23 protein-coding genes are annotated in these 23,182 nt (G+C 60.2%); 19 read left to right on the top strand and 4 right to left on the bottom strand.

The genetic code is table 11. The annotated features are described in order from the left end of the window. Positions 1-24: 24 nt before the first annotated feature. A complete protein-coding gene (locus RMV17_RS16585; protein WP_311881238.1) occupies positions 25-951 on the bottom strand; it encodes a 4-hydroxyproline epimerase in 927 nt (308 codons plus the stop codon). Between the two features lie 22 nt (positions 952-973). Further along, positions 974-2,599 (bottom strand): APC family permease, encoded by a 1,626-nt coding sequence (locus RMV17_RS16580; protein WP_311881237.1) that lies wholly within the window; start codon positions 2,597-2,599, stop codon positions 974-976. Between the two features lie 231 nt (positions 2,600-2,830). On the opposite strand from RMV17_RS16580, the gene RMV17_RS16575 reads away from it, so the two are divergent. Continuing rightward, positions 2,831-3,601: an AraC family transcriptional regulator gene (locus tag RMV17_RS16575; RefSeq protein WP_311881236.1), complete on the top strand. Its 771-nt coding sequence runs from the start codon at positions 2,831-2,833 to the stop codon at positions 3,599-3,601. A gap of 112 nt (positions 3,602-3,713) precedes the next feature. On the opposite strand, the gene RMV17_RS16570 is transcribed toward RMV17_RS16575, so the two are convergent. Both RMV17_RS16570 and RMV17_RS16565 read right to left on the bottom strand, forming a co-directional pair. Continuing rightward, on the bottom strand, positions 3,714-4,310 hold the full coding sequence (locus RMV17_RS16570) for a LysE family translocator (protein ID WP_108225379.1): 597 nt from the start codon (positions 4,308-4,310) through the stop codon (positions 3,714-3,716). Positions 4,311-4,365: 55 nt separating this feature from the next. After that, the gene (locus RMV17_RS16565) at positions 4,366-5,202 is read right to left on the bottom strand and encodes an AraC family transcriptional regulator (protein WP_311881234.1); all 837 of its coding nucleotides are present in this window, start codon (positions 5,200-5,202) and stop codon (positions 4,366-4,368) included. Positions 5,203-5,339: 137 nt separating this feature from the next. On the opposite strand from RMV17_RS16565, the gene RMV17_RS16560 reads away from it, so the two are divergent. From RMV17_RS16560 to RMV17_RS16475, 18 genes are all read left to right on the top strand, one after another. Further along, on the top strand, positions 5,340-5,615 hold the full coding sequence (locus RMV17_RS16560; protein WP_311881232.1) for a hypothetical protein: 276 nt from the start codon (positions 5,340-5,342) through the stop codon (positions 5,613-5,615). A gap of 67 nt (positions 5,616-5,682) precedes the next feature. After that, positions 5,683-6,606 carry a helix-turn-helix domain-containing GNAT family N-acetyltransferase gene (locus RMV17_RS16555; protein WP_311881230.1) on the top strand — a complete coding sequence of 308 codons (924 nt, stop codon included), beginning with the start codon at positions 5,683-5,685 and terminating at the stop codon, positions 6,604-6,606. An 871-nt stretch (positions 6,607-7,477) separates the two neighbouring features. Beyond that, positions 7,478-8,434 (top strand): AraC family transcriptional regulator, encoded by a 957-nt coding sequence (locus RMV17_RS16550; protein ID WP_311881228.1) that lies wholly within the window; start codon positions 7,478-7,480, stop codon positions 8,432-8,434. 152 nt (positions 8,435-8,586) lie between these two features. Continuing rightward, positions 8,587-9,942, top strand: a complete 1,356-nt coding sequence (gene benA, locus RMV17_RS16545) for a benzoate 1,2-dioxygenase large subunit (RefSeq protein ID WP_311881227.1) — start codon at positions 8,587-8,589, stop codon at positions 9,940-9,942. Further along, the gene (gene benB, locus RMV17_RS16540; protein WP_311881225.1) at positions 9,942-10,430 is read left to right on the top strand and encodes a benzoate 1,2-dioxygenase small subunit; all 489 of its coding nucleotides are present in this window, start codon (positions 9,942-9,944) and stop codon (positions 10,428-10,430) included. The genes benA and benB overlap by 1 nt, the downstream gene beginning before the upstream one ends. Before the next feature lie 20 nt (positions 10,431-10,450). After that, positions 10,451-11,464 (top strand): benzoate 1,2-dioxygenase electron transfer component BenC, encoded by a 1,014-nt coding sequence (benC, locus tag RMV17_RS16535; RefSeq protein ID WP_311881223.1) that lies wholly within the window; start codon positions 10,451-10,453, stop codon positions 11,462-11,464. Positions 11,465-11,485: 21 nt separating this feature from the next. Next, complete coding sequence (locus tag RMV17_RS16530; RefSeq protein WP_311881221.1) at positions 11,486-12,247, top strand: 1,6-dihydroxycyclohexa-2,4-diene-1-carboxylate dehydrogenase; 762 nt, start codon at positions 11,486-11,488, stop codon at positions 12,245-12,247. Between the two features lie 22 nt (positions 12,248-12,269). Further along, positions 12,270-13,391, top strand: coding sequence for a muconate cycloisomerase family protein (locus RMV17_RS16525; protein ID WP_311881219.1), 1,122 nt, complete (start codon positions 12,270-12,272; stop codon positions 13,389-13,391). Positions 13,392-13,406: 15 nt separating this feature from the next. Continuing rightward, on the top strand, positions 13,407-13,697 hold the full coding sequence (gene catC, locus RMV17_RS16520) for a muconolactone Delta-isomerase (protein ID WP_007916075.1): 291 nt from the start codon (positions 13,407-13,409) through the stop codon (positions 13,695-13,697). Positions 13,698-13,878: 181 nt separating this feature from the next. After that, positions 13,879-14,796, top strand: a complete 918-nt coding sequence (catA, locus tag RMV17_RS16515) for a catechol 1,2-dioxygenase (RefSeq protein WP_311881217.1) — start codon at positions 13,879-13,881, stop codon at positions 14,794-14,796. A 513-nt stretch (positions 14,797-15,309) separates the two neighbouring features. Further along, complete coding sequence (locus tag RMV17_RS16510) at positions 15,310-16,356, top strand: isopenicillin N synthase family oxygenase (RefSeq protein WP_311881216.1); 1,047 nt, start codon at positions 15,310-15,312, stop codon at positions 16,354-16,356. Between the two features lie 27 nt (positions 16,357-16,383). Further along, the gene (locus RMV17_RS16505) at positions 16,384-17,193 is read left to right on the top strand and encodes a MetQ/NlpA family ABC transporter substrate-binding protein (protein ID WP_311881215.1); all 810 of its coding nucleotides are present in this window, start codon (positions 16,384-16,386) and stop codon (positions 17,191-17,193) included. Further along, entirely contained in the window at positions 17,190-17,990 is an 801-nt protein-coding gene (locus RMV17_RS16500) for a methionine ABC transporter ATP-binding protein (protein WP_311881214.1), read from the top strand. Before RMV17_RS16505 ends, RMV17_RS16500 begins: the two co-directional genes overlap by 4 nt. Further along, positions 17,987-18,658 (top strand): methionine ABC transporter permease, encoded by a 672-nt coding sequence (locus RMV17_RS16495; protein ID WP_311881213.1) that lies wholly within the window; start codon positions 17,987-17,989, stop codon positions 18,656-18,658. Before RMV17_RS16500 ends, RMV17_RS16495 begins: the two co-directional genes overlap by 4 nt. A gap of 8 nt (positions 18,659-18,666) precedes the next feature. Next, positions 18,667-20,223 carry a sugar ABC transporter ATP-binding protein gene (locus tag RMV17_RS16490; protein ID WP_311881212.1) on the top strand — a complete coding sequence of 519 codons (1,557 nt, stop codon included), beginning with the start codon at positions 18,667-18,669 and terminating at the stop codon, positions 20,221-20,223. Beyond that, positions 20,216-21,241, top strand: a complete 1,026-nt coding sequence (locus tag RMV17_RS16485) for an ABC transporter permease (RefSeq protein WP_311881211.1) — start codon at positions 20,216-20,218, stop codon at positions 21,239-21,241. Before RMV17_RS16490 ends, RMV17_RS16485 begins: the two co-directional genes overlap by 8 nt. Before the next feature lie 23 nt (positions 21,242-21,264). Further along, positions 21,265-22,320, top strand: coding sequence for a substrate-binding domain-containing protein (locus RMV17_RS16480; RefSeq protein ID WP_311881210.1), 1,056 nt, complete (start codon positions 21,265-21,267; stop codon positions 22,318-22,320). Between the two features lie 158 nt (positions 22,321-22,478). After that, positions 22,479-23,144 (top strand): sulfite oxidase-like oxidoreductase, encoded by a 666-nt coding sequence (locus RMV17_RS16475; RefSeq protein ID WP_311881209.1) that lies wholly within the window; start codon positions 22,479-22,481, stop codon positions 23,142-23,144. Positions 23,145-23,182: the final 38 nt, after the last annotated feature.

The following is a 23,182-nucleotide window of genomic DNA, read 5'->3' as shown; positions in this document are numbered from 1 at the left end:
GAGGTGAAAAGTCTGCGCGGAGGCTCAGATGCCCCACGCGAACGGGTCTGCTTCGTCGATCAGTAAGGTGCTGTCGGCGGTCATGTAAGCGCGGCCGGTGATGAACGGGCGGACTCGTTCGCCGTCCCATTCGAAGCGGCCTTCGAACTGGCTGCCGGTGATGCTCGCCTGCACCCAGGTGGCGCCGGGTTGCAGCTTGTCGTCGGCGGCGAGGCAGGCGAGTTTGGCGCTGGTGCCGGTGCCGCACGGCGAGCGGTCGTAGGCTTTGCCGGGGCACATGACAAAGTTGCGGCTGTCGGCCTGAGCGTCATCGGCGAACAGTTCGATGTGATCGATGACGGCACCGTCCTCGCCGAAAATGCCTGAGTCTTCGAGGGCCTTGAGCATCGCCCAAGTGTAGGAGGTGAGGTGTTCGACGTTGGCCATCGTCAGCGTCTGACCGTGCTCGGACACGAGGAAGAACCAGTTGCCGCCATAGGCGATATCGCCCAACACGCGGCCGTAACCCGGCACATCCACCGGCACCTGTTTGCGGTGGCGATAAGCGGGGACGTTGCCGAGGGTGACGGTTCCGTCGTCATGCAACGTGGCGCTGACCGGGCCGACCGGGGTGTCGATTTTGTGCACCCCCGGTTCGATCTGCCCCAGGTACTGCAACGAGTTGATCAGGCCGATGGTACCGTGGCCGCACATGCCCAGATAACCGGCGTTGTTGAAGAAAATCACCCCGCACGTGGCGTCCGGCGAGACCGGTTCGCAATACAACGCGCCGACCAGCACATCGTTGCCGCGCGGTTCCAGCAGGCAGGCGCGGCGCCATTGGTCATGTTCAGTGCGCAAGGCATCGCGCTTTTCGACCATGGTGCTGCCGGGCAGGTCGGGGAAGCCTTTCATCACCAGGCGCGTCGGTTCACCGCCGGTATGGGAATCAATGACGTGTAGTTCTTTCATGAATAGATTCCTTTAGGTGATTTCAGTAGGCGCCGGCAGGGCGCGCAGATACGGTCGAGGCGGGGGCAGCGACTTCGCTTTCCTCATCGTCCTCTTCCAGACGCAGCAGATGCGCCGGCACGCCGGTCGCCGCGCCCCAGTAATAAATGCCGGTGGCGCAAGCAGCGACGACAAGGGTGTCGAACGGGTGAGCGAGGATGCCCAAGCCACCAAAGGTGCCGAGTTTCGACAGCACGATGGTCACCGCGTAGAAGGCGATCAACCACGCCGAGGAACGCACTTGGCTGGCCAGATTGAGGTGAGCGGTCGGCACGAAGCGGCCGCACAGCAGATACACCACGAACATCAGGATTTGCAGGCCGAGCAGCCACGACACGGTGTTCCAGCCCGACCAGTAGACGATCAGCGCGGCGATGATGAACGACACCGGTCCGAGCACGCCCATGCACTTGACCCGGAACGGCCGTGGCATGTCTGGCGCATTACGGCGCAGCGCGGCCACGGTCACCGGCGCCACGGCGTAACTCAACACCAGCGCAGCGGAAACCACGTTGATCAGCGCTTCCCACGACGGGAACGGCAGGGTCCAGAACACCGACAAGGCGAAGGTCAGCCACAGCGCCGGACGCGGAATCCCGGATTTTTCGTCAATGTGGGTGAAGACTTTGAAAAAGGTCCCTGTCTGTGCCCAGCCGTAGATCACGCGCGGGGTCGCGTTCATGTAGATGTTGCCGCAACCGCTCGGCGAGATCACCGCATCGGCGACCACCAGATAGGCCAGCCAGCCCACGCCCAATGCCAGGGCGATGTCGCGGTACGGCAGGGAAAACTCCTTGCTGATGCCGGCCCAGCCATTGGCGAGCATTTCGGTCGGGATGCTGCCGAGAAAGGCCATTTGCAGCAGCACATAAATCAAGGTCGACAGCAGCACCGAGAGGATCAACGCGATGGGAATAGTGCGCTGCGGATTCTTCACTTCACTGGCCACCGAGATGATCGGTGTCAGCCCCAAGTAAGCGAAAATCACGCCACCCGCCGACACCGCCATTTCGATACCGGACAAGCCGAACGGGGCGAAACCCTGCACGTGGAAGTTGGCCGGTTTGAAGAAGGTGAACAGCACGCCGATCACCAACAACGGAACGATGAACTTGAACACGCTGACCAGATTATTGGCCTTGGCGAAGGTCTTCACGCTGCGGTAATTGAGCAGGAAGAACACGCAAAGCAGACCGAACTGCACCATCCAGCCGAGGATTGTCGGGTCGCCGCTGCCAGCCTTGGTCAGCTCGGGAAACCACGCCGCCGCGTATTGGCGTGAAGCGACCACTTCGATCGCCACCAAACTGGAAAACGCAATCAGGGTGATGAAGCCCATCAGGTAGCCGAGCAGTGGCCCGTGGGAGTAAACCGGATAGCGCACCACGCCGCCGGCTCGCGGCAATGCAGCGCCCAACTCGCAATAGACGATGCCCAGCAGCAACACGGCAAAACCGCCCAATAGCCAGGAAAAAATCCCCGCCGGCCCGGCAATGGCGGACACATGACTGGCCGCGAACAACCAGCCTGAACCGAAAATCGCACCGAGCCCGATAAATGTGAGGTCGATCAGTGAAAGCTGTTTTTTGAACTTGCCTTGGCCTGACATGGCATCGCCTTCTTGTGAGTTATTGGATAGGCAGTTGTGTCACTGGGACGGCCAGACTTTGAACTTGTCAACGCTGGGGCGATTGATGTTTTGTGGTGGCTTCGATGACGAAATCAGCACAATCGCACTGGCGAAACGTGGCCCTCGACAGGTCTTGAGCGATGCTGCAATCTGCACGCGAAGGCCGCATGGCGGGCGCTTCGTCCATCCACGTTACGAGGGGAATCTTTGATGCAACAGGCGTTCTCGATCCTGTCTCAAGGCATTGAGGGGCATCGTCCGCAGACACTGGAGAAACTCTTGGCCGGCGCCGCGCTGTTGTTGCCGATGCTTGATGTGATCCCCAACGCGGCGATTTTCATCAAGGATGTGCAGGCCCGCTACGTGCTCGCGAATCGCACGCTGGTGCAGCGCTGTGGCTTGAAGGATTTGCGTCCATTACTGGGCAAGACCAGCGCGCAGGTGTTCCCGGCGCAACTCGGGCCGGGCTATACCGAGCAGGACCGCAAGGTGCTGGAAGAGGGCTTTGTGCTGGAGGATCAACTTGAACTGCATCTGTACGGCAGTCGTGAACCGGGCTGGTGCCTGACGCACAAGCAGCCGCTGTACAACCGTGACGGGGTGATCATTGGTCTGGCGGGCATTTCGGTGGACCTGCAATCGGCCAGTGAAACCCATCCGGCGTTCGAGCGGCTGGCGGCAGTCGATGAGCATATCCGCGCGAACTTCAATCGCCGCGTGACCCTCGGTGAACTGACGCGCATCGCCGGTATTTCAGTCGCGCAACTGGAGCGTTACTGCAAACGGGTGTTCCACCTGACGCCACGGCAGATGATCCAGAAAGTGCGCCTCGAACACGCGCACCGCTTGCTACACACCGACCTGCCGATTACCGATGTGGCGCTGCAATGCGGCTACACCGATCACAGCGCTTTCACCCGCCAGTTCAAGGCCTCGACCGGGTTTACTCCGCGCGAGTATCGGCAGGCCACCTCACCCTGATGAAATGGTATTGAAGCGCTATGTAGGAGCTGCCGAAGGCTGCGATCTTTTGATCTTGATCTTAAAAAACAAAATCAAAAGATCGCAGCCTTCGGCAGCTCCTACGAGGGCGTTAAGCCAGGACAGTCAGCCATGCCGAGAGCAGCAGCAACAATGCCAGTGCCGCGTTCATCCGCTTGAACGCAAGTGGCGATCCCATCAACCGCGCACTGCCCACACCCAGTAACGCCCACAACGTCATGCACGGCAACGACACCAGCAAAAACGCCAGCGACAGCACTAGCAATCGCAAGGTCTTGTCACCACCGCCGACAAACACGCTGACCACCGCCACGGCCATCATCCACACCTTGGGATTGACCAGTTGCAGCATGGCGGCGCCCAGTACGCTGAAACTTTCATCCTGCGCCTCAGCCGGGTCCAGCGACGGCGGCGCACTGCGAAAGATCTGCCACGCCAGCCAGCTCAACCAGAGCACGCCGCCCCAGGCCATGACTTGCTGCACGCGCGGGTAGCGCAGCAAGGTTTCGCCGGCACCGAGGCCGACCACCAGCACAATCAGTGCCGCCGCCGCACAGGCGCCAAAAATGATCGGCAGCGTGGCGAGCAAGCCTTGGCGCGAACTGTGGCTCAACACCAGAATATTGGTCGGCCCCGGCGTGATCGAGGCAACGAAAGCAAACAGCAGGAAGGGCAGTAATGACGCCATGATCCGGATTCCCTGAAAGTAAATACAGGAAGCCATGATCGCCAGTCGGTGCGCGTCAGTCTGGAAGGTTTGAGCAGCGCTTGCGGTAGTCGGCGGGGGTGAGTTGGTAGGCCCGGCGAAACCAGCGACCGAGATGACTCTGATCAGCAAAACCGAGCACGCTGGCGACCTGCGCCGGAGTCTCACCCCGGGCCAGCAACTGCCGCGCCTTGGCCAGGCGCAACTGGATCAGGTACGCGTGCGGCGCCAGACCAAAAGCAGACTTGAAGGCGCGGCTGAGACGAAAACGGTCTACCCCGCAGACCCGCGCGAGATCATCGAGACCGATATCTTCATAGGTATGCGCGTGCAGATAATCCCGCGCCAGTTGCGCCACCAACGGCAGGCGCGGATCGAAAACCTGGCGCTTGCGCCAGTCGAGATGGCGCGTGAGCGAGCTCAGTAAACCATCGACGGCGGTCTGCCGGACGATGCGCAGATCGCCGTCATGCAACGCATGGAAAGCCTGATTGATCGCTGTGGCCAGACGCGGGTCCTGACTCAGTGTGTCGGCAAAACCGGGCTGGCTGTCGGACGGTGCGTCTTCGAACAGCGCATGCATTTCACGCTCCAGCCAGTGTGGATCGAGGTAGAGCATCGAATAGGTAAAACCTTCCTCGGTCGGCGCTTGCCCATCGTGGATTTCCCCCGGCTCCAGCAGGAATACGTTGCCCGGCGTACTGCGATGGCGCACGCGGCGGCAATTGAACTGCTGTACACCTTGCTCGGTGACGCCGACGAGGAAACTGTCATGCCAGTGCGGATCGTAGGCATGGCCCTCAAAGTGAGCGCGAATCGATTCAATCCCGGTGTCGACATCCTGGGACAGCTCGATCCAGTTGCGTTTATCCACGAAGACTCCAGTGTTCGCCATTGAAAGGTGCGGCCCCATAAAATACCGCGCAATGGTCATCGACGTTTAGAAGATTTGTGCAGGTGAGGGGGCTAGACTCAGCAGGTTACAACCCCTTTGGTGACAGGTGAAATACGATGCTCAACCGATGCTCGCGTGGGGTTTTACTCACCTTGATCACCCTCAGCCTAGCGCTGACGGCAGGCTGCTCAAGCCGCAAACACTATCCGCCCTCCGGCGTCGGGGACGCGTGCTACGCCAAAGCCTTGCCGTCGGTCGGCGAGGGCGGTCTGGCGTGGGGTTCCAGTCTGAACATGGCCCGGCAGAAATCGATGAACAATTGCATCCGCTATGCCGGTCGCTCCGGGGGCACCCCAGACACCTGTCAGGTGGTATTGGCCAAGTGCAAATAGCTTTCTGTTGACATGGTTGCTTCAAGCAAATATATAGTTGCCTTAAGCAATTACTTGAGTATCTGCCATGTCCAGCAGCCATCTCCTCGAACAAGCCGACGTTGTGCGCGGCTTCAACCGCTTCTACACCCATCAGATCGGCGTATTGCAGGAGCATCTGCTGCAAAGCGACTACTCGCTGACTGAGCTGCGCATTTTGTATGAGCTGGCCTCGCGTGGCGACCTGACCAGCACCGATCTACGCCAGATGCTTGGGCTGGACGCCGGCTACATGAGCCGGATCATCAGCGGTTTCGAGAGGCGCGGCCTGATCCAGAAAGTGCCGTCGCCCACGGACGCTCGCGCTGCGCAATTACACCTTACTGACCTGGGCCGTGAAATCCTGATCCCGCTGGAAAAGGCTTCCCGCGAACAGATCGTTACCATGCTCGAGCGATTACCTGAACCGCAGCAGAAACAACTGATCGGCGCCATGACGCAGATCCAGACACTGCTGCAAGGCAACACGGATTCGAACTACGTGTTACGCGATCCGCAGCCCGGTGACATGGGCACGGTGATGCAACAGCAAGCCGCGCTGTATAGCCGCGAATACGGCTGGAACTCAGAGTTCGAGGCGCTCGTGGCAGAGGTGGTCGCCAAGTACCTGCGCGACTACGACCCCACCTGTGAGCGCTGCTGGATTGCGGAAAAGGACGGCAAGGTCATCGGTTCCGTGTTCATCGTCCGCCAGGATGAAACGACCGCCAAACTGCGCATGCTCTACGTGGACGCAAGTGCGCGGGGCTTGGGTATTGGCAGCCGTCTGGTCGAGGAGTGCCTGCGCTTTGCCCGGCAGATTGGTTACCAGAAAATGACCTTGTGGACGACCAGCAACCTGACGGCTGCACGCAAGATTTATCAGCAGGCCGGGTTTGAACTGGTGGAGGAGGAGGCGGTTCACAGCTTTGGCAAGGATCTGGTGAGTCAGACGTGGGCACGGGCGTTGTGATCTGATTTTCATCGGCGGGTGCAGTGAAAAGGCTGACGAAAAAAAACCACCTTAGCGGGGTGGTTTTTTAACCTCGGTTTGCGGCTGAGGTTTGTTGCTTCACTAGCTGCTTTAACGTTCGCCCATGGTAGGAGTCTTTGTGCCTACTTGCAAGGTTAAAGTTCGTATGAAATTGGTTGTCTGCGCTATTTCATTTCCAGAAAAAGCTGGCAGAAATAATGGTTAACAAAACAGAAAATAACTTTTCCTGAAAGCCTTTGAATGAGGGTTATGATGTGGGCGCTCACTTGTTCTAGCAGCGGTGAGGCCAGGCGGGTGACTCAACGTTTTCATGCCCTTTGACACGGTTTTGCACCCGTGCCGGAATGATGTTTCGGAGGGATTTCAACCGGCCGCCTCACTAGCTGCTTTAACGTGCAGGCTGAAGGCACGCATGATCCGGTAAGTCTGCTGGAGGTTTGGCCGCCAACCTGGAGGCCAAAACGTATGAAGCTTTTGCTGCGTACGCTGAGCCTTGTATGGAGATTGTTTAAAGCAGTTTTTACGAGTTCCTGCGAGACCACTTTGACGACCTGAAGTAACGGCCGTTGAGGTGGGAGGAGCCCGTTTCAGTTTCGACTGAAACGGGCTTTTTTTGTTTTATAAAGCTGTCATAAGTAGGATTTTTCTTTATCGGGTTTTTTTGGCGAGTAGGGCATTTCTTCGGCAAGTGTAGGCGTTGTTCAAACCACTCCGTAATCCGCAAAAAGTGTTCGATTATCGAGTACCCAAACCTTCGTCCAATTGCCCACCCTGACACTCCGGCGTACTGTGAGTGGTGATGCCTGAAACCCCGTGATCCCAAAATAACGACAACAACGAGCAACGCCCCATGGACAGCCATCTGCTGAGCGATCGCAGCAGCGTGTTTCGTCACGCTGACCCTTATGCCGTCTCCGACTACGTCAATCAGCACGTCGGCCAACACTTCATCGGCCTGTCCAGGACCACCCACCCGCAAGCCAGCCTCAACCATCGCAAACTCGCCGATCTCGATCTGGCCCGCATCAGCTATGGCGGCAGCGTGCGCGTGACCTCCGTGGCGCTGGAAACCGTGTACCACCTGCAAGTGCTCTTGCAAGGCAATTGCCTGTGGCGCGGACACAAGCACGAGCAGCATCTGGTGCCCGGCGAGTTGCTGTTGATCAACCCGGATGATCCGGTCGATCTGACCTACTCGGAAGACTGCGAGAAATTCATCCTCAAGGTGCCGGTCAGCGTGCTCGAATCGGTATGCGACGAGCAGCGCTGGCAGCGTCCGGCAAGCGGTATCCGGTTCCTGCGCAATCACTATCGGCTGGATGAGCTGGAAGGCTTCACCAATCTGCTGGCGATGATCTGTCAGGAAGCCGAGGCCAGCGATCCGTTGCTACGCGTGCAGGAGCATTACGCGCAGATCATCGGCAGCAAACTGATCTCGCTGATGAACACCAACGTCAGCCGTGAGTGCCTGAGTGCACCGAACGTAAGCTTCGAACGCATCGTCGATTACATCGAGCGCAATCTGAAACTGGATTTGCCGGCTGAACATTTGGCCGCACAGGCGAGCATGAGCCCGCGTTCGCTGTACAGCTTGTTCGAACGCCAACTCGGTGTCACACCGATGCAATACATCCGCCAGCGCAAACTTGCGCGCATCCACACCTGCCTCAGCGATCCGAGCTGCCCGGTACGCAACCTCACCGAACTGGCCCTGGACTACGGCTTCCTGCACCTCGGCCGCTTCTCCGAAAGCTATCGCCAACAGTACGGCGAACTGCCGTCGCAGACTTTCAAACGCCGCCACTAAAACACTGCGCTAAACCCCTTCCGAAACACGCCGAATCATCTGCCGCGCCATCCTGCACAAAACGGATAGCGATCTGCAGGTTTCGGCTATTGCCCCGTGCATCGCCTCCCTAATCTGACCTGGCCTGAACAATAACAATGGAGGCCCCGGCCATGTCCCTGGGAATCGACTACCTCAATGCCATGCTTGAAGAAGACCAAGAGAAGGGCGCCTACCGCTGCAAGCGGGAGATGTTCACCGATCCGCGTCTGTTCGAACTGGAGATGGCGCACATTTTCGAAGGCAACTGGATTTACCTCGCCCACGAAAGCCAGCTGCCCAACAACAATGATTTTCTCACCACCACCATGGGGCGCCAGCCGATCTTCATCGCGCGCAACAAGGACGGTGTGCTCAACGCTTTTCTCAACGCCTGCAGCCATCGCGGCGCCATGCTGTGCCGGCACAAATCCGGCAACCGTTCCAGCTACACCTGCCCGTTTCACGGCTGGACGTTCAACAACAGCGGCAAACTGCTCAAGGTCAAAGACCCGAGCGAAGCCGGTTACCCACAAGGTTTCAACTGCGAAGGCTCCCATGACCTGACCAAAGTTGCGCGCTTCGAGTCCTATCGCGGCTTTCTGTTCGGCAGCCTCAATGCCGATGTGAAATCACTTGCTGAACATCTGGGCGAGTCGGCAAAAATCATCGACATGATCGTCGACCAGTCGCCAGATGGCCTGGAAGTGTTGCGCGGTTCCAGCTCTTACATTTACGAAGGCAACTGGAAACTCACCGCGGAAAACGGTGCCGACGGTTACCACGTCAGTTCGGTGCACTGGAACTACGCCGCCACCCAGAACCAGCGTCAACAGCGCGAAGCGGGCGAAGCGATCAAGACCATGAGCGCCGGCAGTTGGGCGAAGAAAGGCGGCGGTTTCTACTCGTTCGATCACGGCCATCTGCTGCTCTGGACCCGCTGGGCCAACCCTGAGGACCGTCCGGCCTACGAGCGCCGTGACGAACTGGCCCGTGATTTCGGCCAGGCCCGCGCCGACTGGATGATCGAGAACTCACGCAACCTGTGCCTGTACCCCAACGTGTACCTGATGGATCAGTTCAGTTCGCAGATCCGCATCGCCCGGCCGATCTCGGTCGACAAGACCGAAATCACCATTTACTGCATCGCCCCCAAAGGCGAGAGCGCCGAGGCCCGCGCCAAGCGCATTCGGCAGTACGAAGACTTCTTCAACGTCAGCGGTATGGCCACGCCGGATGATCTGGAAGAGTTCCGCTCATGCCAGACCGGCTACGGTGCCGGCCGTGGCTGGAACGACATGTCCCGTGGCGCGACGCATTGGGTCGAGGGCGCGGACGCAGCGGCCGAAGAAATCGATCTCAAACCGTTGCTCTCCGGTATGCGTACCGAAGACGAAGGCCTGTTCGTGCTGCAACACAAGTACTGGCAGGAAACCATGCTCAAAGCCGCTGCCAGCGAATCACAACTGATCCCTGTGGAGGCCGTGTGATGAGCAACCTCTACGACAGCGTGCGCGATTTTCTCTACCGCGAGGCGCGTTATCTCGATGACGGCCAGTGGGATCAATGGCTGGAACTCTACGCCGCCGACGCCACCTTCTGGATGCCGGCCTGGGACGACAACGACACCCTCACCGAAGACCCGCAAAGCGAAATCTCGCTGATCTGGTACGGCAACCGTGGCGGCCTCGAAGACCGCATCTTCCGGATCAAGACCGAGCGCTCCAGCGCGACCATCCCCGACACCCGCACCTCGCACAACCTGAGCAACATCGAAATCGTCGAGCAGGGCGAAGGGCAATGCCATGTGCGCTTCAACTGGCACACCCTGAGCTTTCGCTACCAAGTCACCGACAGCTACTTCGGCAGCAGTTTCTACACCCTCGATCTGCGCGGCGAACAGCCGTTGATCACGGCCAAGAAAGTCGTGCTGAAAAACGATTACGTCCGTCAGGTCATCGACATCTACCACATCTAGTCGACACGGCGAGGTGCACCATGAATTTCCAGATTGCGCTTAATTTTGAAGACGGCGTCACCCGTTTCATCGAGGCTGGCCTCCATGAAACCGTCGCCGATGCGGCCTATCGCCAAGGCATCAACATCCCGCTGGACTGCCGTGACGGCGCCTGCGGCACCTGCAAGTGTTTCGCCGAGGCCGGGCGTTACGACATGGGTGACAACTTCATCGAAGACGCCTTGAGCGCCGAAGAACTCGCACAAGGTTATGTGCTGACCTGCCAGATGCGCGCTGAAAGCGATTGCGTCGTGCGAGTGCCCGCCGCCTCACAGGTGTGCAAGACCGAACAGGCGAATTTCCAGGCCTCGATCAGTGATGTGCGGCAGTTGTCCGAGAGCACCATCGCGCTGTCGATCAAGGGTGAGGCGCTGAGCAAACTGGCGTTTCTGCCGGGCCAGTACGTCAACCTGCAAGTACCTGGCAGTGAGCAGTCCCGCGCCTACTCCTTCAGCTCGTTGCAGAAGAACGGCGAGGTCAGCTTTCTGATTCGCAACGTGCCTGGCGGCTTGATGAGCAGTTTCCTCACCGGGCTGGCCAAGGCGGGCGACAGCATGAACCTGGCCGGGCCGTTGGGCAGTTTCTACCTGCGGGAGATCAAGCGGCCGCTGCTGTTGTTGGCGGGCGGCACTGGCTTGGCACCGTTCACCGCGATGCTGGAAAAGATCGCCGAGCAGGGCTGCGATCATCCCGTGCATTTGATCTACGGCGTGACCAACGATTTCGATCTGGTCGAACTCGATCGCCTCGAGTCCTTTGCCGCACGGATCGCCAATTTCAGCTTCGGCGCCTGCGTCGCCAACCCGCAGAGCGCGCATCCGCTCAAGGGTTATGTCACCCAGCACATCGAACCGCGCCATCTCAATGAAGGCGATGTCGACGTGTACCTGTGCGGCCCGCCGCCGATGGTCGAAGCGGTCAGCCAATACATCCGCGAGCAGGGCATCACCCCGGCGAACTTCTACTACGAAAAATTCGCCGCTGCGGCTGCCTGAAACCCTTCTTTCGAGGTTGTCATGATCAACAGATTCTCCAACAAGGTCGCGCTGGTCACTGGCGCGGCGCAGGGTATCGGCCGCCGCGTCTGCGAGCGCCTGCTAAACGAAGGCGCGCAAGTGATCGCGGTTGATCGCTCGGAACTGGTTCACGAACTGCAAGGCGAGGGCGTTCTCGCGCTGACCGCCGATCTTGAGCAATACGCCGATTGTGCGCGGGTCATGGCCGAGGCGATCAATACGTTCGGCCGCCTCGACATCCTGATCAACAACGTCGGCGGCACGATCTGGGCCAAGCCGTTCGAGCACTACGAAGTCGAACAGATCGAGGCTGAAGTGCGCCGCTCGCTGTTCCCGACCCTGTGGTGTTGCCACGCCGCGCTGCCGTACATGCTCAAGCAAGGTCGCGGCGCCATCGTCAACGTTTCATCGATTGCTACCCGCAGCGTCAATCGCGTGCCGTACGGCGCGGCAAAGGGCGGCATCAACGCACTCACGGCTTGCTTGGCATTCGAAAACGCCGAGCGCGGGATTCGTGTCAACGCCACCGCACCGGGCGGTACCGAAGCACCGCCCCGGCGCATCCCGCGCAATGCCGCCGAACCATCGGCGCAGGAGCAGGCCTGGTATCAGGAAATCGTTGCGCAAACCCTCGACAGCAGCCTGATGAAGCGCTACGGCAGCCTCGACGAACAGGTCGGCGCGATCCTCTTTCTCGCCTCCGACGACGCCTCCTACATCACCGGCGTGACCTTGCCGGTTGGCGGCGGCGACCTCGGTTGAGCACTTTTCAAGGGACACAGACATGCAGCGAATTCTGATTGAAAGCCTGTCGACGATCATCGTCGACCTGCCGACCATCCGCCCGCACAAACTGGCGATGCACACGATGCAAAAGCAGACTCTGGTGATTCTGCGACTGCGCTGCAGCGATGGTATTGAAGGCATTGGTGAAGCCACCACCATCGGCGGCCTCGCCTACGGTTATGAAAGCCCGGAAAGCATCAAAGCCAATATCGACGCGCATCTGGCTCCGGCCTTGGTCGGTATTGAAGCCAATAACATCAACGCGGCGATGCAGCGTCTCGACAAGATCGCCAAGGGCAATACTTTCGCCAAGTCCGGCATCGAAAGCGCACTGCTCGATGCGCAAGGCAAGCGCCTCGGCCTGCCGGTCAGTGAACTGCTCGGCGGCCGCGTAAGGGACAGCCTCGAAGTGGCCTGGACCCTGGCCAGCGGCGACACTGCCCGCGACATCGCCGAAGCCGAACAAATGCTCGAAGCACGTCGCCATCGCATCTTCAAATTGAAGATCGGCGCCAATCCGCTGGAGCAAGACCTCAAGCATGTCGTGGCGATCAAAAAAGCCTTGGGCGAGCGCGCCAGTGTGCGGGTCGACGTCAACCAGTATTGGGATGAATCCCAGGCGATTCGCGGCTGTCAGGTACTGGGTGACAACGGCATCGACCTGATTGAACAGCCGATTTCGCGGGTCAACCGCTCCGGGCAGATTCGCCTGAACCAGCGCAGCCCGGCACCGATCATGGCCGATGAGTCGATCGAAAGCGTCGAGGATGCTTTCAGCCTCGCCGCCGACGGCGCCGCCAGTGTGTTCGCCCTGAAAATCGCCAAGAACGGCGGCCCGCGTGCCGTGTTGCGCACCGCACAAATCGCCGAGGCAGCGGGCATCGCGCTGTACGGCGGCACCATGCTGGAAGGTTCCGTCGGCACGCTGGCCTCGGCGCACGCCTTCCTCACGCTCAAACAACTGACCTGGGACACGGAGCTGTTTGGGCCGTTGTTGCTGACCGAAGACATCGTCACAGAAGCGCCGCAGTACCGCGATTTTCACCTGCACATCCCGCGAACTCCAGGCCTGGGCCTGACGCTGGACGAAGAGCGTCTGGCGCGTTTTCGTCGCCACTGAATCAGGAGAGTCACCATGCTGTTCCACGTAAAAATGACCGTGAAATTGCCCGTCGACATGGACCCGTCGCTGGCCACCCGGCTCAAGGCGGACGAAAAGGAACTGGCGCAACGGCTGCAACGCGACGGCGTATGGCGGCACCTGTGGCGCATCGCCGGGCATTACGCCAATTACAGCGTGTTCGATGTCCCGAGCGTTGAGGCCCTGCACGACACGCTGATGCGCTTGCCGCTGTTTCCCTACATGGACATTGAGGTTGATGGCCTCTGCCGGCATCCGTCGTCGATCCATACAGACGATCGCTGATCCATGGTTTCGAATCCAGCCCTGAACACTGTGGGAGCTGGCTTGCCAGCGATAGCAATACACCAGCCGCCATCAATGCTGGATGACACACCGCAATCGCTGGCAAGCCAGCTCCCACAGGGAAGGTTGTCTGTCCTGAAGATTCGCGAGAGCCACAAAACAACAAGATGAGGTAACCACCATGACCGTGAAAATTGCCCACACCGCCGAGTTGCAAACGTTCTTCAAAGAAGCCGCCGGTTTTGCCAACGACGACGGTAACTCCCGTCTGAAAACCATCGTCCTGCGCATCTTGCAAGACAGTGCGAAAATCATCGAAGACCTCGACATCAGCGAGGACGAGTTCTGGAAAGCGGTCGACTATCTCAACCGTTTGGGCGCTCGCTCGGAAGCAGGTTTATTGGTTGCGGGTCTCGGTCTCGAACATTTCCTCGATCTGCTTCAGGACGCCAAGGACGCGCAGATCGGCTTGACGGGCGGCACGCCACGCACCATCGAAGGCCCGCTGTACGTGGCCGGCGCGCCGCTGTGCGAAGGTGAGTGCCGCATGGATGACGGCAGCGAGGAGGGCGTCGCCACCGTCATGCACCTCGAAGGCCAGGTGTTCGATCTGCATGGCCAGCCGTTGGCCGGTGCCACGGTTGATCTGTGGCACGCCAACACCAAGGGTACCTATTCGTTTTTCGACCCGAGCCAGTCCGAGTACAACCTGCGCCGCCGCATCATCACTGACGCCGATGGCCGCTACCGCGCTCGTAGTATCGTGCCGTCCGGCTATGGCTGCGACCCGCAAGGGCCGACCCAGGAATGCCTGAACCAACTCGGCCGCCATGGCCAGCGTCCGGCCCATGTGCATTTCTTTATCAGCGCACCGGGGCATCGGCACCTGACGACGCAGATCAATCTGTCGGGCGATCAGTATTTGTGGGATGACTTCGCCTATGCGACCCGTGAAGGCTTGGTCGGGGAGGTGGTGTTCCGTGAGGACGCGGTGTCGGGGCGTTATGCCGAGCTGAAGTTCGACTTCCAGTTGCAGCAGGCGCCGGACGCCAGTGCCGAACAACGCAGCCAACGGCCGCGAGCGTTGCAGGAGGCTTGATACCGAGTCGTCTGGCTCCCTCATCGGAACGCCGCCCGCCTAACCCTCTCCCAGAGGGAGAGGGGACTGACCGGGATGATCTTGAGCGCTACGCCGACCTGAACGTTTTTTACCGAATCCAACCCGGTTTTTCAGGTCGACGTATAACGCAAGACAACGCGGTCGGCTCCCTCTCCCTCCGGGAGAGGGCTGGGGTGAGGGTACTGACCCAAGTGATCTTGAGCGTTGCACTGACTGGAACGTTTTTTTACCGAATCCAACCCGGTCGTTCAGGTCGACGTATAACGCCAGACAACGCGGTCGGCTCCCTCTCCCTCCGGGAGAGGGCTGGGGTGAGGGGAAATCAGGCCTAAGGTAATGCGAAAAAGATATTGGCTACGTATTTTTAAGATCGTTTAGTTTTGTCTCAACGACGAATCAAAACGCATCAAACCGATAGACCCCCGATTGCCATGACGGCACACGCTGAATCGATCACAGGTTTTTCAGGTTTGATTCACACGGGAGTGAATCATGCCGCATACCCTCGATATCACCGCATTACCGACGCTGGACCTGTCGCTGTTCGAAGGCACGGCGCAACAGCGCTACGAATTTCTCGAAAACTTGCGCCACGCCGCCCGCGACGTCGGCTTCTTCTACCTGACGGGCCACGGCATCGACAGTGACTTGCTCAAGCAAGTACAAGCCCACGCCCGGCAGTTCTTCGCCTTGCCCGACAGCGAGAAAAACGCCGTCGGCATGATCAACTCACCACACTTTCGCGGTTACAACCGTGCCGCCTCGGAGATCACCCGTGGCCAGCCCGATCAGCGTGAACAGTTCGATCTGGGCGCCGAGCGCGAGGCACTGCCATTAGACGCGGACAGCCCGTTCTGGGCGCGGCTGCAAGGCCCCAACCAATGGCCGGCGGCACTGCCGGAACTGAAATCTTTGCTGCTGGAATGGCAAGAGGCGATGACGCGGATGTCATTGCGCCTGCTGCGTGCGTTCGCTCAGGCACTCTCTCTGCGCGCCGATGCGTTTGATCAGCTCTACGGCGACAAACCCAACGAACACATCAAACTGATGCGCTATCCCGGACAGTCGAACGAGTCGAGCCATCAAGGCGTCGGCGCACACAAGGATTCCGGCTTCCTCAGCTTTCTGCTGCAAGACCAGCAGGCCGGTCTGCAAGTCGAGATCGAAGAGGGCCGCTGGATCGATGCGTTGCCACGCGAGAACACCTTGGTGGTGAACATCGGCGAACTGCTCGAACTGGCCAGCAATGGTTATCTGCGGGCCACGGTGCATCGCGTGGTTTCGCCACCGGCGGGAAGCGAACGCCTGTCTGTCGCGTTCTTCCTCGGTGCGCAACTGGATGCCGTGGTGCCGCTGTATCCGCTGCCCACCGCACTGTTGCGCGAGGCACGCGGGCCGGCGAGTGATCCGCTCAATCCGCTGTTTCGCGATGTCGGCTGGAACTACCTCAAGGGTCGTTTGCGCTCGCATCCCGATGTCGCCCAGCGCTTCTACGCCGATGCGCTGCTGCCGCCACCGCCGGTTCGTCAATCCGCCTGACTCATCACTCGCTCAAGGACTTCGCACATGATCAAGAAAGCAGGTTTGGCCCTGGCCGTGCTCGGCGCGCTGGTGACGTCGTTCGGTGCGCAGGCGCTGGAGCCGCTGCGCGTGGCTGCCGACCCGGTGCCCCACGCGCAGATTCTCGCGTACATCCAGAAAATCGATCCGCAACTGAACCTCAAAGTCATCGAGATCCCCAACGGGGTGAACTCCAACGAGCTGTTGGTGCACGGTGACGTCGACGCCAATTATTTCCAGCACCTGCCGTACCTGAAATCCCAGGAAAAGGCCCTCGGCGAGAAACTTGCTGTAGCGGCCACGGTGCATATCGAACCCTTGGGCATTTACTCGCACCGGCACAAAAGCTTCGCCGACGTGCCGGTAAAAGGCACCGTCGCCGTGCCCAACAACGTCACCAACCTGAGCCGCGCGCTGTACCTGTTGCAGGACAACGGCCTGATCAAGCTCAAACCCGGTTTCAATGACCCGGCGGCCGATCAGGCAACGCCCAAGGACATCGCCGAAAATCCGAAACAGCTGAAGATCCTGGAAATCGAATCGCCGCAGATTCCGCGCTCGCTGGACGACGTCGATCTGGCCGTGATCAACGGCAACTACGCGCTCGACGCAGGCCTGGTGCCGGCCAAGGATGCCTTGGGCCTGGAGAAAGCCGAGCACAATCCTTACGCCAACATTCTGGTGACCACGCCGAAGCTGGAGCACGATCCGCGTATCGCGCAACTGGCCAAGGACCTGACCTCGCCAGAGGTCGCCAAGTACATCACCGACAACTTCGCCGGTTCGGTGATTCCAGTGGCGGGCGGCAAGCCATGATCGCCGTCGAGCAGTTGAGCAAGACTTATCCTTCGGCCGCGCAACCGGCACTCGATCAGGTCTCGTTGAGCATTCCCGACGGCGCGGTCTACGGGATTCTCGGGCGTAGCGGGGCCGGCAAGTCGACGCTGCTGCGCTGCCTCAACCTGCTCGAACGACCGGACAGCGGACGCATTCTGCTCGATGGCATCGATTTGACGACGCTGTCGGTCAGCGACCTGCGCCGCCAGCGTCAGCGCATCGGCATGATCTTCCAGGGCTTCAATTTGCTGCATTCGCGCACGGTGTTCGACAACATCGCGGTGCCGCTGGAGATCGCCAATGTCGGCAAGCCGTGGCGCCATGTGCGGGTTCGCGAGCTGTTGGAACTGGTCGGCTTGAATGACAAGGCGCAGGCCTTTCCCTCGCAATTGTCCGGCGGCCAGAAACAGCGCGTCGGCATTGCCCGCGCCCTGGCTGCAGAGCCGGCGTACCTGCTCTCGGACGAGGCCACCAGCGCACTCGACCCGGAAACCACCGCGTCGATCCTTGAACTGCTGCGCGACATCAATCGGCAACTGGGCGTGACCATCGTGCTGATCACCCATGAGCTGGAGGTGGTCAGGTCGATCTGCGACCACGCTGCGTTCATGGCCAACGGACGTCTGGTCGAAGCCGGGCCGGTGCCACGGCTGCTGGCCGATGCGCAATCGCAACTGGGCGCTTCGCTGCGGCCGACCTGCGGCTTGCCGCTGGGGCACGACGCGCCGGGCCTGAGTTTTCTCAAGCAATACGGCGTACGGGCGGCGCACTCATGAACCGCACGGTCAATTGGGATGAAATCCTGCAACTGGTGTTCAACGCCACCGGTGAAACCCTGTACATGGTCCTGCTCGCGGGGCTGTTCACGCTGCTGATCGGATTGCCGCTGGGCGTGTTGCTGTTTATCAGTCGCCGCGGTGGATTGCTGCCGATGCCACGTTTGAATGCCGTGCTGGGTGGCGTGGTCAACCTTGGCCGTTCGCTGCCATTCGTGGTGATGCTGATCGCCCTGATCCCGTTAACGCGGCTGGTGGTCGGTACAACGCTGGGCAGCACTGCCGCTGTGGTGCCGATTACCATCGGGGCCTTTCCGTTCTTCGCGCGCATCGTCGAAAACGCCCTCGACGAAGTCGACAAGGGCCGCATCGAAGCCATCCTCGCCATGGGCGGCGACATCGGTCATGTGATCTTCAAGGTGTTGTTGCCTGAAGCGCTGCCGGCCTTGCTCGCAGGCATCACTCTGACGTTGGTGATGCTGATCGGTTTTTCCTCGATGGCCGGGGTCATCGGTGGTGGCGGGCTCGGTGATCTGGCGATCCGTTACGGCTATCAGCGTTTCAACAATGAAGTGATGGTCGCCACGGTGGTGGTGTTGGTGATCCTCGTTCAGGGCGTGCAAAGCCTGGGCGATCGATTGGTTCGTTCGCTGGCGCATCGCCGCTAAGGAATTGTATGAGTGTGCCGGTCGCTGTGGCCTGTGAGCCGCTGATTCGTGTACGTGAGTTGAGCAAAATATTTGGCGCGAGCCGGGCGCTGAACGCCGTCAGCCTGGACATCTATCCCGCTGAAGTGGTGGCGCTGCTTGGTGCCAATGGCGCGGGCAAATCGACCTTGGTAAAGGTCCTCGCAGGCAGTCAGACCGCCGACGCGGGCGAGATCTGGCTGGACGGCGCACCACGGCATTTCAGCTCGCCGTTGTCGGCGCGGCGCTTCGGTATTGTCGCGGTGCACCAACAGATCAACGAGGGCATTGCACCGGGTTTGAGCGTTGCGGAAAACCTCCTGCTCGATGAACTGTGCAAGCCAGACGCGGACTTCTGGCTCAATCGCCAACGCCTGCTGGAGCGCGCCGCGAGCATTGCTGCCGGGCTGGGTTTGACCTTGCCACTGGAACAACCGATTGAACATCTCGGGCAGGCCGAACGGCAATTGGTGGTGCTCGCTCGAGCCTTGGCCTTGCAACCGCGCCTGCTGATTCTGGATGAGCCGACCGCCGCGCTCTCCGATGCCGAGGCGCAGCGCTTGTTTGGTTTGATCGACACCTTGCGCAGTCGCGGTGTGGCGATTCTGTACATTTCCCATCGACTCTCCGACCTGCAACGCGTGGCGGATCGCGCCATCGTGCTGCGCGATGGCCAGTTCGCGGGCGAGTTCACCGCTCGGCAATTGCCGGAAGCGGTGAGCGCCATGCTCGGGCAGGCGCTGGCCGAGCATGTTTATCAGCCACGTGTGGCCGGGCGCGAGGTGTTGAAACTCAACGCCATGCAAATTCTGCCGCGATCCGCCGCGTTCGATCTGACCCTGCACGAAAACGAAGTGGTGGTGCTGACCGGGCTGCTGGGCGCCGGTAAAAGTGAAATCGCCGAGGTGCTGTTCGGCCTGCGTAAAGCGTTCTCGGGCCGCGTGCAGCTGGATGGCGCTGAGTGGCACGCGAACTCACCACGTCAGGCTATTCAAAGCGGGGTTTTCTTCGCGGCCGAGGATCGTGCCAGTCAGTCGCTGGTACCCGATTTCACTTTGCGTCGCACCCTGACTTTGCCGTTTCTTGAACGCTTTACCCGCGGCGGTTTCATCCGCAACCGCGCCGAAGCGGCAGCGGTCGAGGCACAAGTCGCGGCGCTGGGAATCAAGACTGCCGGTATCGATGTGCCAATGACCGCACTGTCGGGCGGCAATCAACAGAAAGTCGTGCTCGGCCGCTGGCTGCTCGGCGAAGGGCGGGTATTGATCCTCGATGAACCGTTTCAAGGCGTCGACGTGCGCGCCCGCCGCGACATCGGCCAACTGCTGCGCGACAGCGCCAAGGGCCGGGCGACGCTGGTGATTTGCGCCGACGTCGATGAAGCGCTGGAAATTGCCGACCGCATTCTGCTGGTGCGCGATCACGCCGTGGTTGCCGAGTACCCGCGTGCCGGCCTCGTTCGTGCTGATCTGGTGGCCGCACTGGCCGGCAGCGACGTGAGCGAACATTCCCCTCAAGCCACGCCAAGGAGCAGAGTGAGTGCCTGATTCAAGTTCACTGCTATCGACCGAGCCGGCACGCGCCGAACGTCTGCTGCACGTATTGATCCGTTATGGGCTGTTGTGGCTGCTGGCGCTGATCGTGGTGTTTTTCAGTGTTGCCGAGCCTGCGTTTATGCGCGTCGGCAACCTGTTCAGCATCCTGCAATCGGTGTCGATTGTCGCGCTGCTGGCGCTGGGTGTGACGCTGACCATGGCCGTCGGCGGCCTCGATCTGTCGATTGGCGCGGTGGCGGCGATGAGCCTGATGATCGCCAGTTACGTGATGGTCGTGCTCGGCTGGGGCGCGGTGCCGGCGGTGTTGATCAGTCTGGCGGGCGGTGCGCTGGTCGGCCTGCTCAATGGCTGGCTGATCGTCAAACTGCGGGTGCCGGACATTCTCGCGACGCTGGGCAGCATGTTTCTGGTGATCGGCGTGCAGCTGATTCCTACCGGCGGACGCTCGATTGCAGTCGGCATGACCTTGCCCAGCGGTGAGGAAACCGAAGGTACGTTCAGTGCCGCGTTTCTGGCGCTGGGGCGTGGGCGGTTGTGGGAGGTGGTGCCGATTCCGGTGTTGATCATGGCCGTGGTCGCGATCGCGGTGTGGTTGTTTCTCGAACGCACGCGCATTGGTCGTTTGTTCTATGCCATTGGCGGCAACGAGCAAGCGGCGCGACTGGCCGGTGCGCCGGTGCAGCGCTTCAAATTGTTGGCTTACGTGCTCTCGGCGTTGCTCGCATCGCTGGGCGGATTGTTGCTCGCGGCTCGTTTGGGGCGTGGTGATGTCAGCTCCGGAAATGGCCTGGTGCTGGATGCTCTCGGCGCGGCGCTGATCGGTTTTGCCGTACTCGGCGCGAAGAAGCCCAACGCCTTCGGCACCTTGGTCGGAGCGCTGCTGGTGGCGGCGTTGCTCAACGGTCTGACCATGCTCAACGCGCCGTATTACGCGCAGGATTTCGTCAAGGGACTGGTGCTGGTGCTGGCCCTGATGTTCACGTTCGGCCTCGCGCATCGGGCGCGTTGAGCCGCTTTATTCAAGGAAGTTGCATGCACGGTTCAATCACACAGTTCGCCCGTCACTGCCTCGCCGGTGCGTTGCTTTCGGCGGTGGCGCTGAGCGCTCAGGCCAAAGCCTTGCCCGGCGCACCCGCACCGTTCGACAAAGGTCAGGTGCAGATCGCGCTGGTGGGTTACTTGTTCTCCGGGGACTTTCCCGAGGCTTATTTGCGTGGCGTCGAAAAGCAGACCGAAGCACTGGGTGCCAACCTGCGCGTATTCGATGCCCGGCAGCAAGCGGCGAGTCAGGGCGAGATGATCGATCAGGCGATCGATCTCGGCGTCGACGGCATCATCGTCCAGCTCGGCCTGGCCGAAACGCTCAAAGCGCCGATTGATCGGGCTATCGCCAAAGGCATTAAGGTCGTCGCCTTCGATGTCGATCTGAACACCCCGCAAGTGACCCAGGTCGAGCAGGATCACCACGCGCTGGCGCGTCTGGCCCTCGATCAAGCCGTGAAGGACAACGGCACGAAGTTCGACGCCGGCTACGTGTACATCAGCGGCTTTACCCCAATGGAGCGCCGCGATGAAATCTGGAGTCAGGTCAAGAAAGCCAATCCCGGGATCGTCGAGAAGGCACGCTTTGGCACGCTGAATCCGCCGATTGCCAATTCCGTGGCGGATCAGGCCAGTGCGGTGCTTCGCGCCAACCCGGGCATCAGCGTGATTTTTGCGCCGTTCGATGAGTTCGCCAAAGGCGCGAAAATCGCCGTCGATGAGGCGGGGCTGACGAGCAAGGTGAAGATCTACAGCGCCGATATTTCCACCGCCGATATTCAGATCATGAAAGAGCCGGACAGCGCCTGGGCGGCGACGGCGGCGGTCAATCCGCAAGTGGCCGGGGCGATCAGCGTGCGCAGTCTGGCGATGTTGATTGCCGGGGAAAATCCGGGGCATCAGGTACTGGTGCCGCCGACGCTGATCACCCGCCAGCAGTTGCTGGATCTGGATGTGAAGAACGTTCGAGATCTGGCGCAGAAGCTCCCGAGCTTTGGTGATACCGCGAATGTCGCACGGGCGGCGTGGATTCCGGTGGCCAACTAGAACATTTGCCACGACATCGCCCCTGTGGGAGCGAGCCTGCTCGCGAAGAGGTCTGATCAGTTGATATCTCTGTTGACTGACCCAGCGCTTTCGCGAGCAGGCTCGCTCCCACAGGGGTAACGCGTAGTTGCGCACACTGAGGGAGTTCTGGAGCTTACATGCACAACAAAGCTGACCGCTTACGCAAAAGCCGTTCGCCGAAAGCCGATCCGGCTTTCGGTAAGCGACTGCCTCCAGGTCAAGTACTGACGGAGCGTTTTCCAATCCTCCACGAAGGCGAAATACCGGAATACGACCTCGCCAACTGGTCGTTGCGCCTGTTCGGCACGGTCGACCAGCCAATCGAACTACGTTACGCCGATCTGCAGGCACTGCCGCAACGGCAACTTCGTTGCGACATCCATTGCGTGACACGCTGGTCGAAGTTCGACACCGAGTGGAGCGGGGTGCATCTGCAGGATCTGTTGCAGGCGTTCGATATCCAACCGACATCGGCGTTTGTCATGGCCCACGCCGACCACGATTACCAGACCAACTTGCGACTCGATGATTTGCTGCACCCCGACACTCTGCTGGCCACCCATTACGCCGGCCAACCGCTGACCGCGCAACATGGCTGGCCACTGCGGCTGGTGGTGGCGGGGCGGTATTTCTGGAAGAGCGCCAAATGGTTGCGCGGGCTGGAGTTTGTCGATCAGGAACAACCGGGGTTCTGGGAGCAGAACGGCTTTCATCTGCACGCCGATCCGTTTGCCGAACAGCGATTCAGTGGTGATGAACTGGATATTGCGGAGGATGCCTGGCTGGAAAAAGAGTTCGATTAAGCCTCGTATCCTGTGGGAGCTGGCTTGCCAGCGATGAG

It is taken from the genome of Pseudomonas sp. VD-NE ins (assembly GCF_031882575.1).
Classification (GTDB): domain Bacteria; phylum Pseudomonadota; class Gammaproteobacteria; order Pseudomonadales; family Pseudomonadaceae; genus Aquipseudomonas; species Aquipseudomonas fluorescens_BZ.
This window is presented reverse-complemented; position numbering and strand designations above follow the sequence as displayed.

What these genes read in the sequence shown, in the direction of transcription:
- catA (WP_311881217.1), top strand. Translation starts at nt 13,879, where the DNA reads ATGACCGTGAAAATTGCCCACACCGCCGAGTTGCAAACGTTCTTCAAA.
- RMV17_RS16525 (WP_311881219.1), top strand. Translation starts at nt 12,270, where the DNA reads ATGCAGCGAATTCTGATTGAAAGCCTGTCGACGATCATCGTCGACCTG.
- RMV17_RS16530 (WP_311881221.1), top strand. Translation starts at nt 11,486, where the DNA reads ATGATCAACAGATTCTCCAACAAGGTCGCGCTGGTCACTGGCGCGGCG.
- RMV17_RS16580 (WP_311881237.1), bottom strand. Translation starts at nt 2,599, where the DNA reads ATGTCAGGCCAAGGCAAGTTCAAAAAACAGCTTTCACTGATCGACCTC.
- RMV17_RS16480 (WP_311881210.1), top strand. Translation starts at nt 21,265, where the DNA reads ATGCACGGTTCAATCACACAGTTCGCCCGTCACTGCCTCGCCGGTGCG.
- RMV17_RS16560 (WP_311881232.1), top strand. Translation starts at nt 5,340, where the DNA reads ATGCTCAACCGATGCTCGCGTGGGGTTTTACTCACCTTGATCACCCTC.
- RMV17_RS16495 (WP_311881213.1), top strand. Translation starts at nt 17,987, where the DNA reads ATGAACCGCACGGTCAATTGGGATGAAATCCTGCAACTGGTGTTCAAC.
- catC (WP_007916075.1), top strand. Translation starts at nt 13,407, where the DNA reads ATGCTGTTCCACGTAAAAATGACCGTGAAATTGCCCGTCGACATGGAC.
- RMV17_RS16550 (WP_311881228.1), top strand. Translation starts at nt 7,478, where the DNA reads ATGGACAGCCATCTGCTGAGCGATCGCAGCAGCGTGTTTCGTCACGCT.
- RMV17_RS16490 (WP_311881212.1), top strand. Translation starts at nt 18,667, where the DNA reads ATGAGTGTGCCGGTCGCTGTGGCCTGTGAGCCGCTGATTCGTGTACGT.
- RMV17_RS16570 (WP_108225379.1), bottom strand. Translation starts at nt 4,310, where the DNA reads ATGGCGTCATTACTGCCCTTCCTGCTGTTTGCTTTCGTTGCCTCGATC.
- RMV17_RS16555 (WP_311881230.1), top strand. Translation starts at nt 5,683, where the DNA reads ATGTCCAGCAGCCATCTCCTCGAACAAGCCGACGTTGTGCGCGGCTTC.
- benA (WP_311881227.1), top strand. Translation starts at nt 8,587, where the DNA reads ATGTCCCTGGGAATCGACTACCTCAATGCCATGCTTGAAGAAGACCAA.
- RMV17_RS16585 (WP_311881238.1), bottom strand. Translation starts at nt 951, where the DNA reads ATGAAAGAACTACACGTCATTGATTCCCATACCGGCGGTGAACCGACG.
- benC (WP_311881223.1), top strand. Translation starts at nt 10,451, where the DNA reads ATGAATTTCCAGATTGCGCTTAATTTTGAAGACGGCGTCACCCGTTTC.
- RMV17_RS16510 (WP_311881216.1), top strand. Translation starts at nt 15,310, where the DNA reads ATGCCGCATACCCTCGATATCACCGCATTACCGACGCTGGACCTGTCG.
- RMV17_RS16500 (WP_311881214.1), top strand. Translation starts at nt 17,190, where the DNA reads ATGATCGCCGTCGAGCAGTTGAGCAAGACTTATCCTTCGGCCGCGCAA.
- RMV17_RS16505 (WP_311881215.1), top strand. Translation starts at nt 16,384, where the DNA reads ATGATCAAGAAAGCAGGTTTGGCCCTGGCCGTGCTCGGCGCGCTGGTG.
- RMV17_RS16575 (WP_311881236.1), top strand. Translation starts at nt 2,831, where the DNA reads ATGCAACAGGCGTTCTCGATCCTGTCTCAAGGCATTGAGGGGCATCGT.
- RMV17_RS16475 (WP_311881209.1), top strand. Translation starts at nt 22,479, where the DNA reads ATGCACAACAAAGCTGACCGCTTACGCAAAAGCCGTTCGCCGAAAGCC.
- benB (WP_311881225.1), top strand. Translation starts at nt 9,942, where the DNA reads ATGAGCAACCTCTACGACAGCGTGCGCGATTTTCTCTACCGCGAGGCG.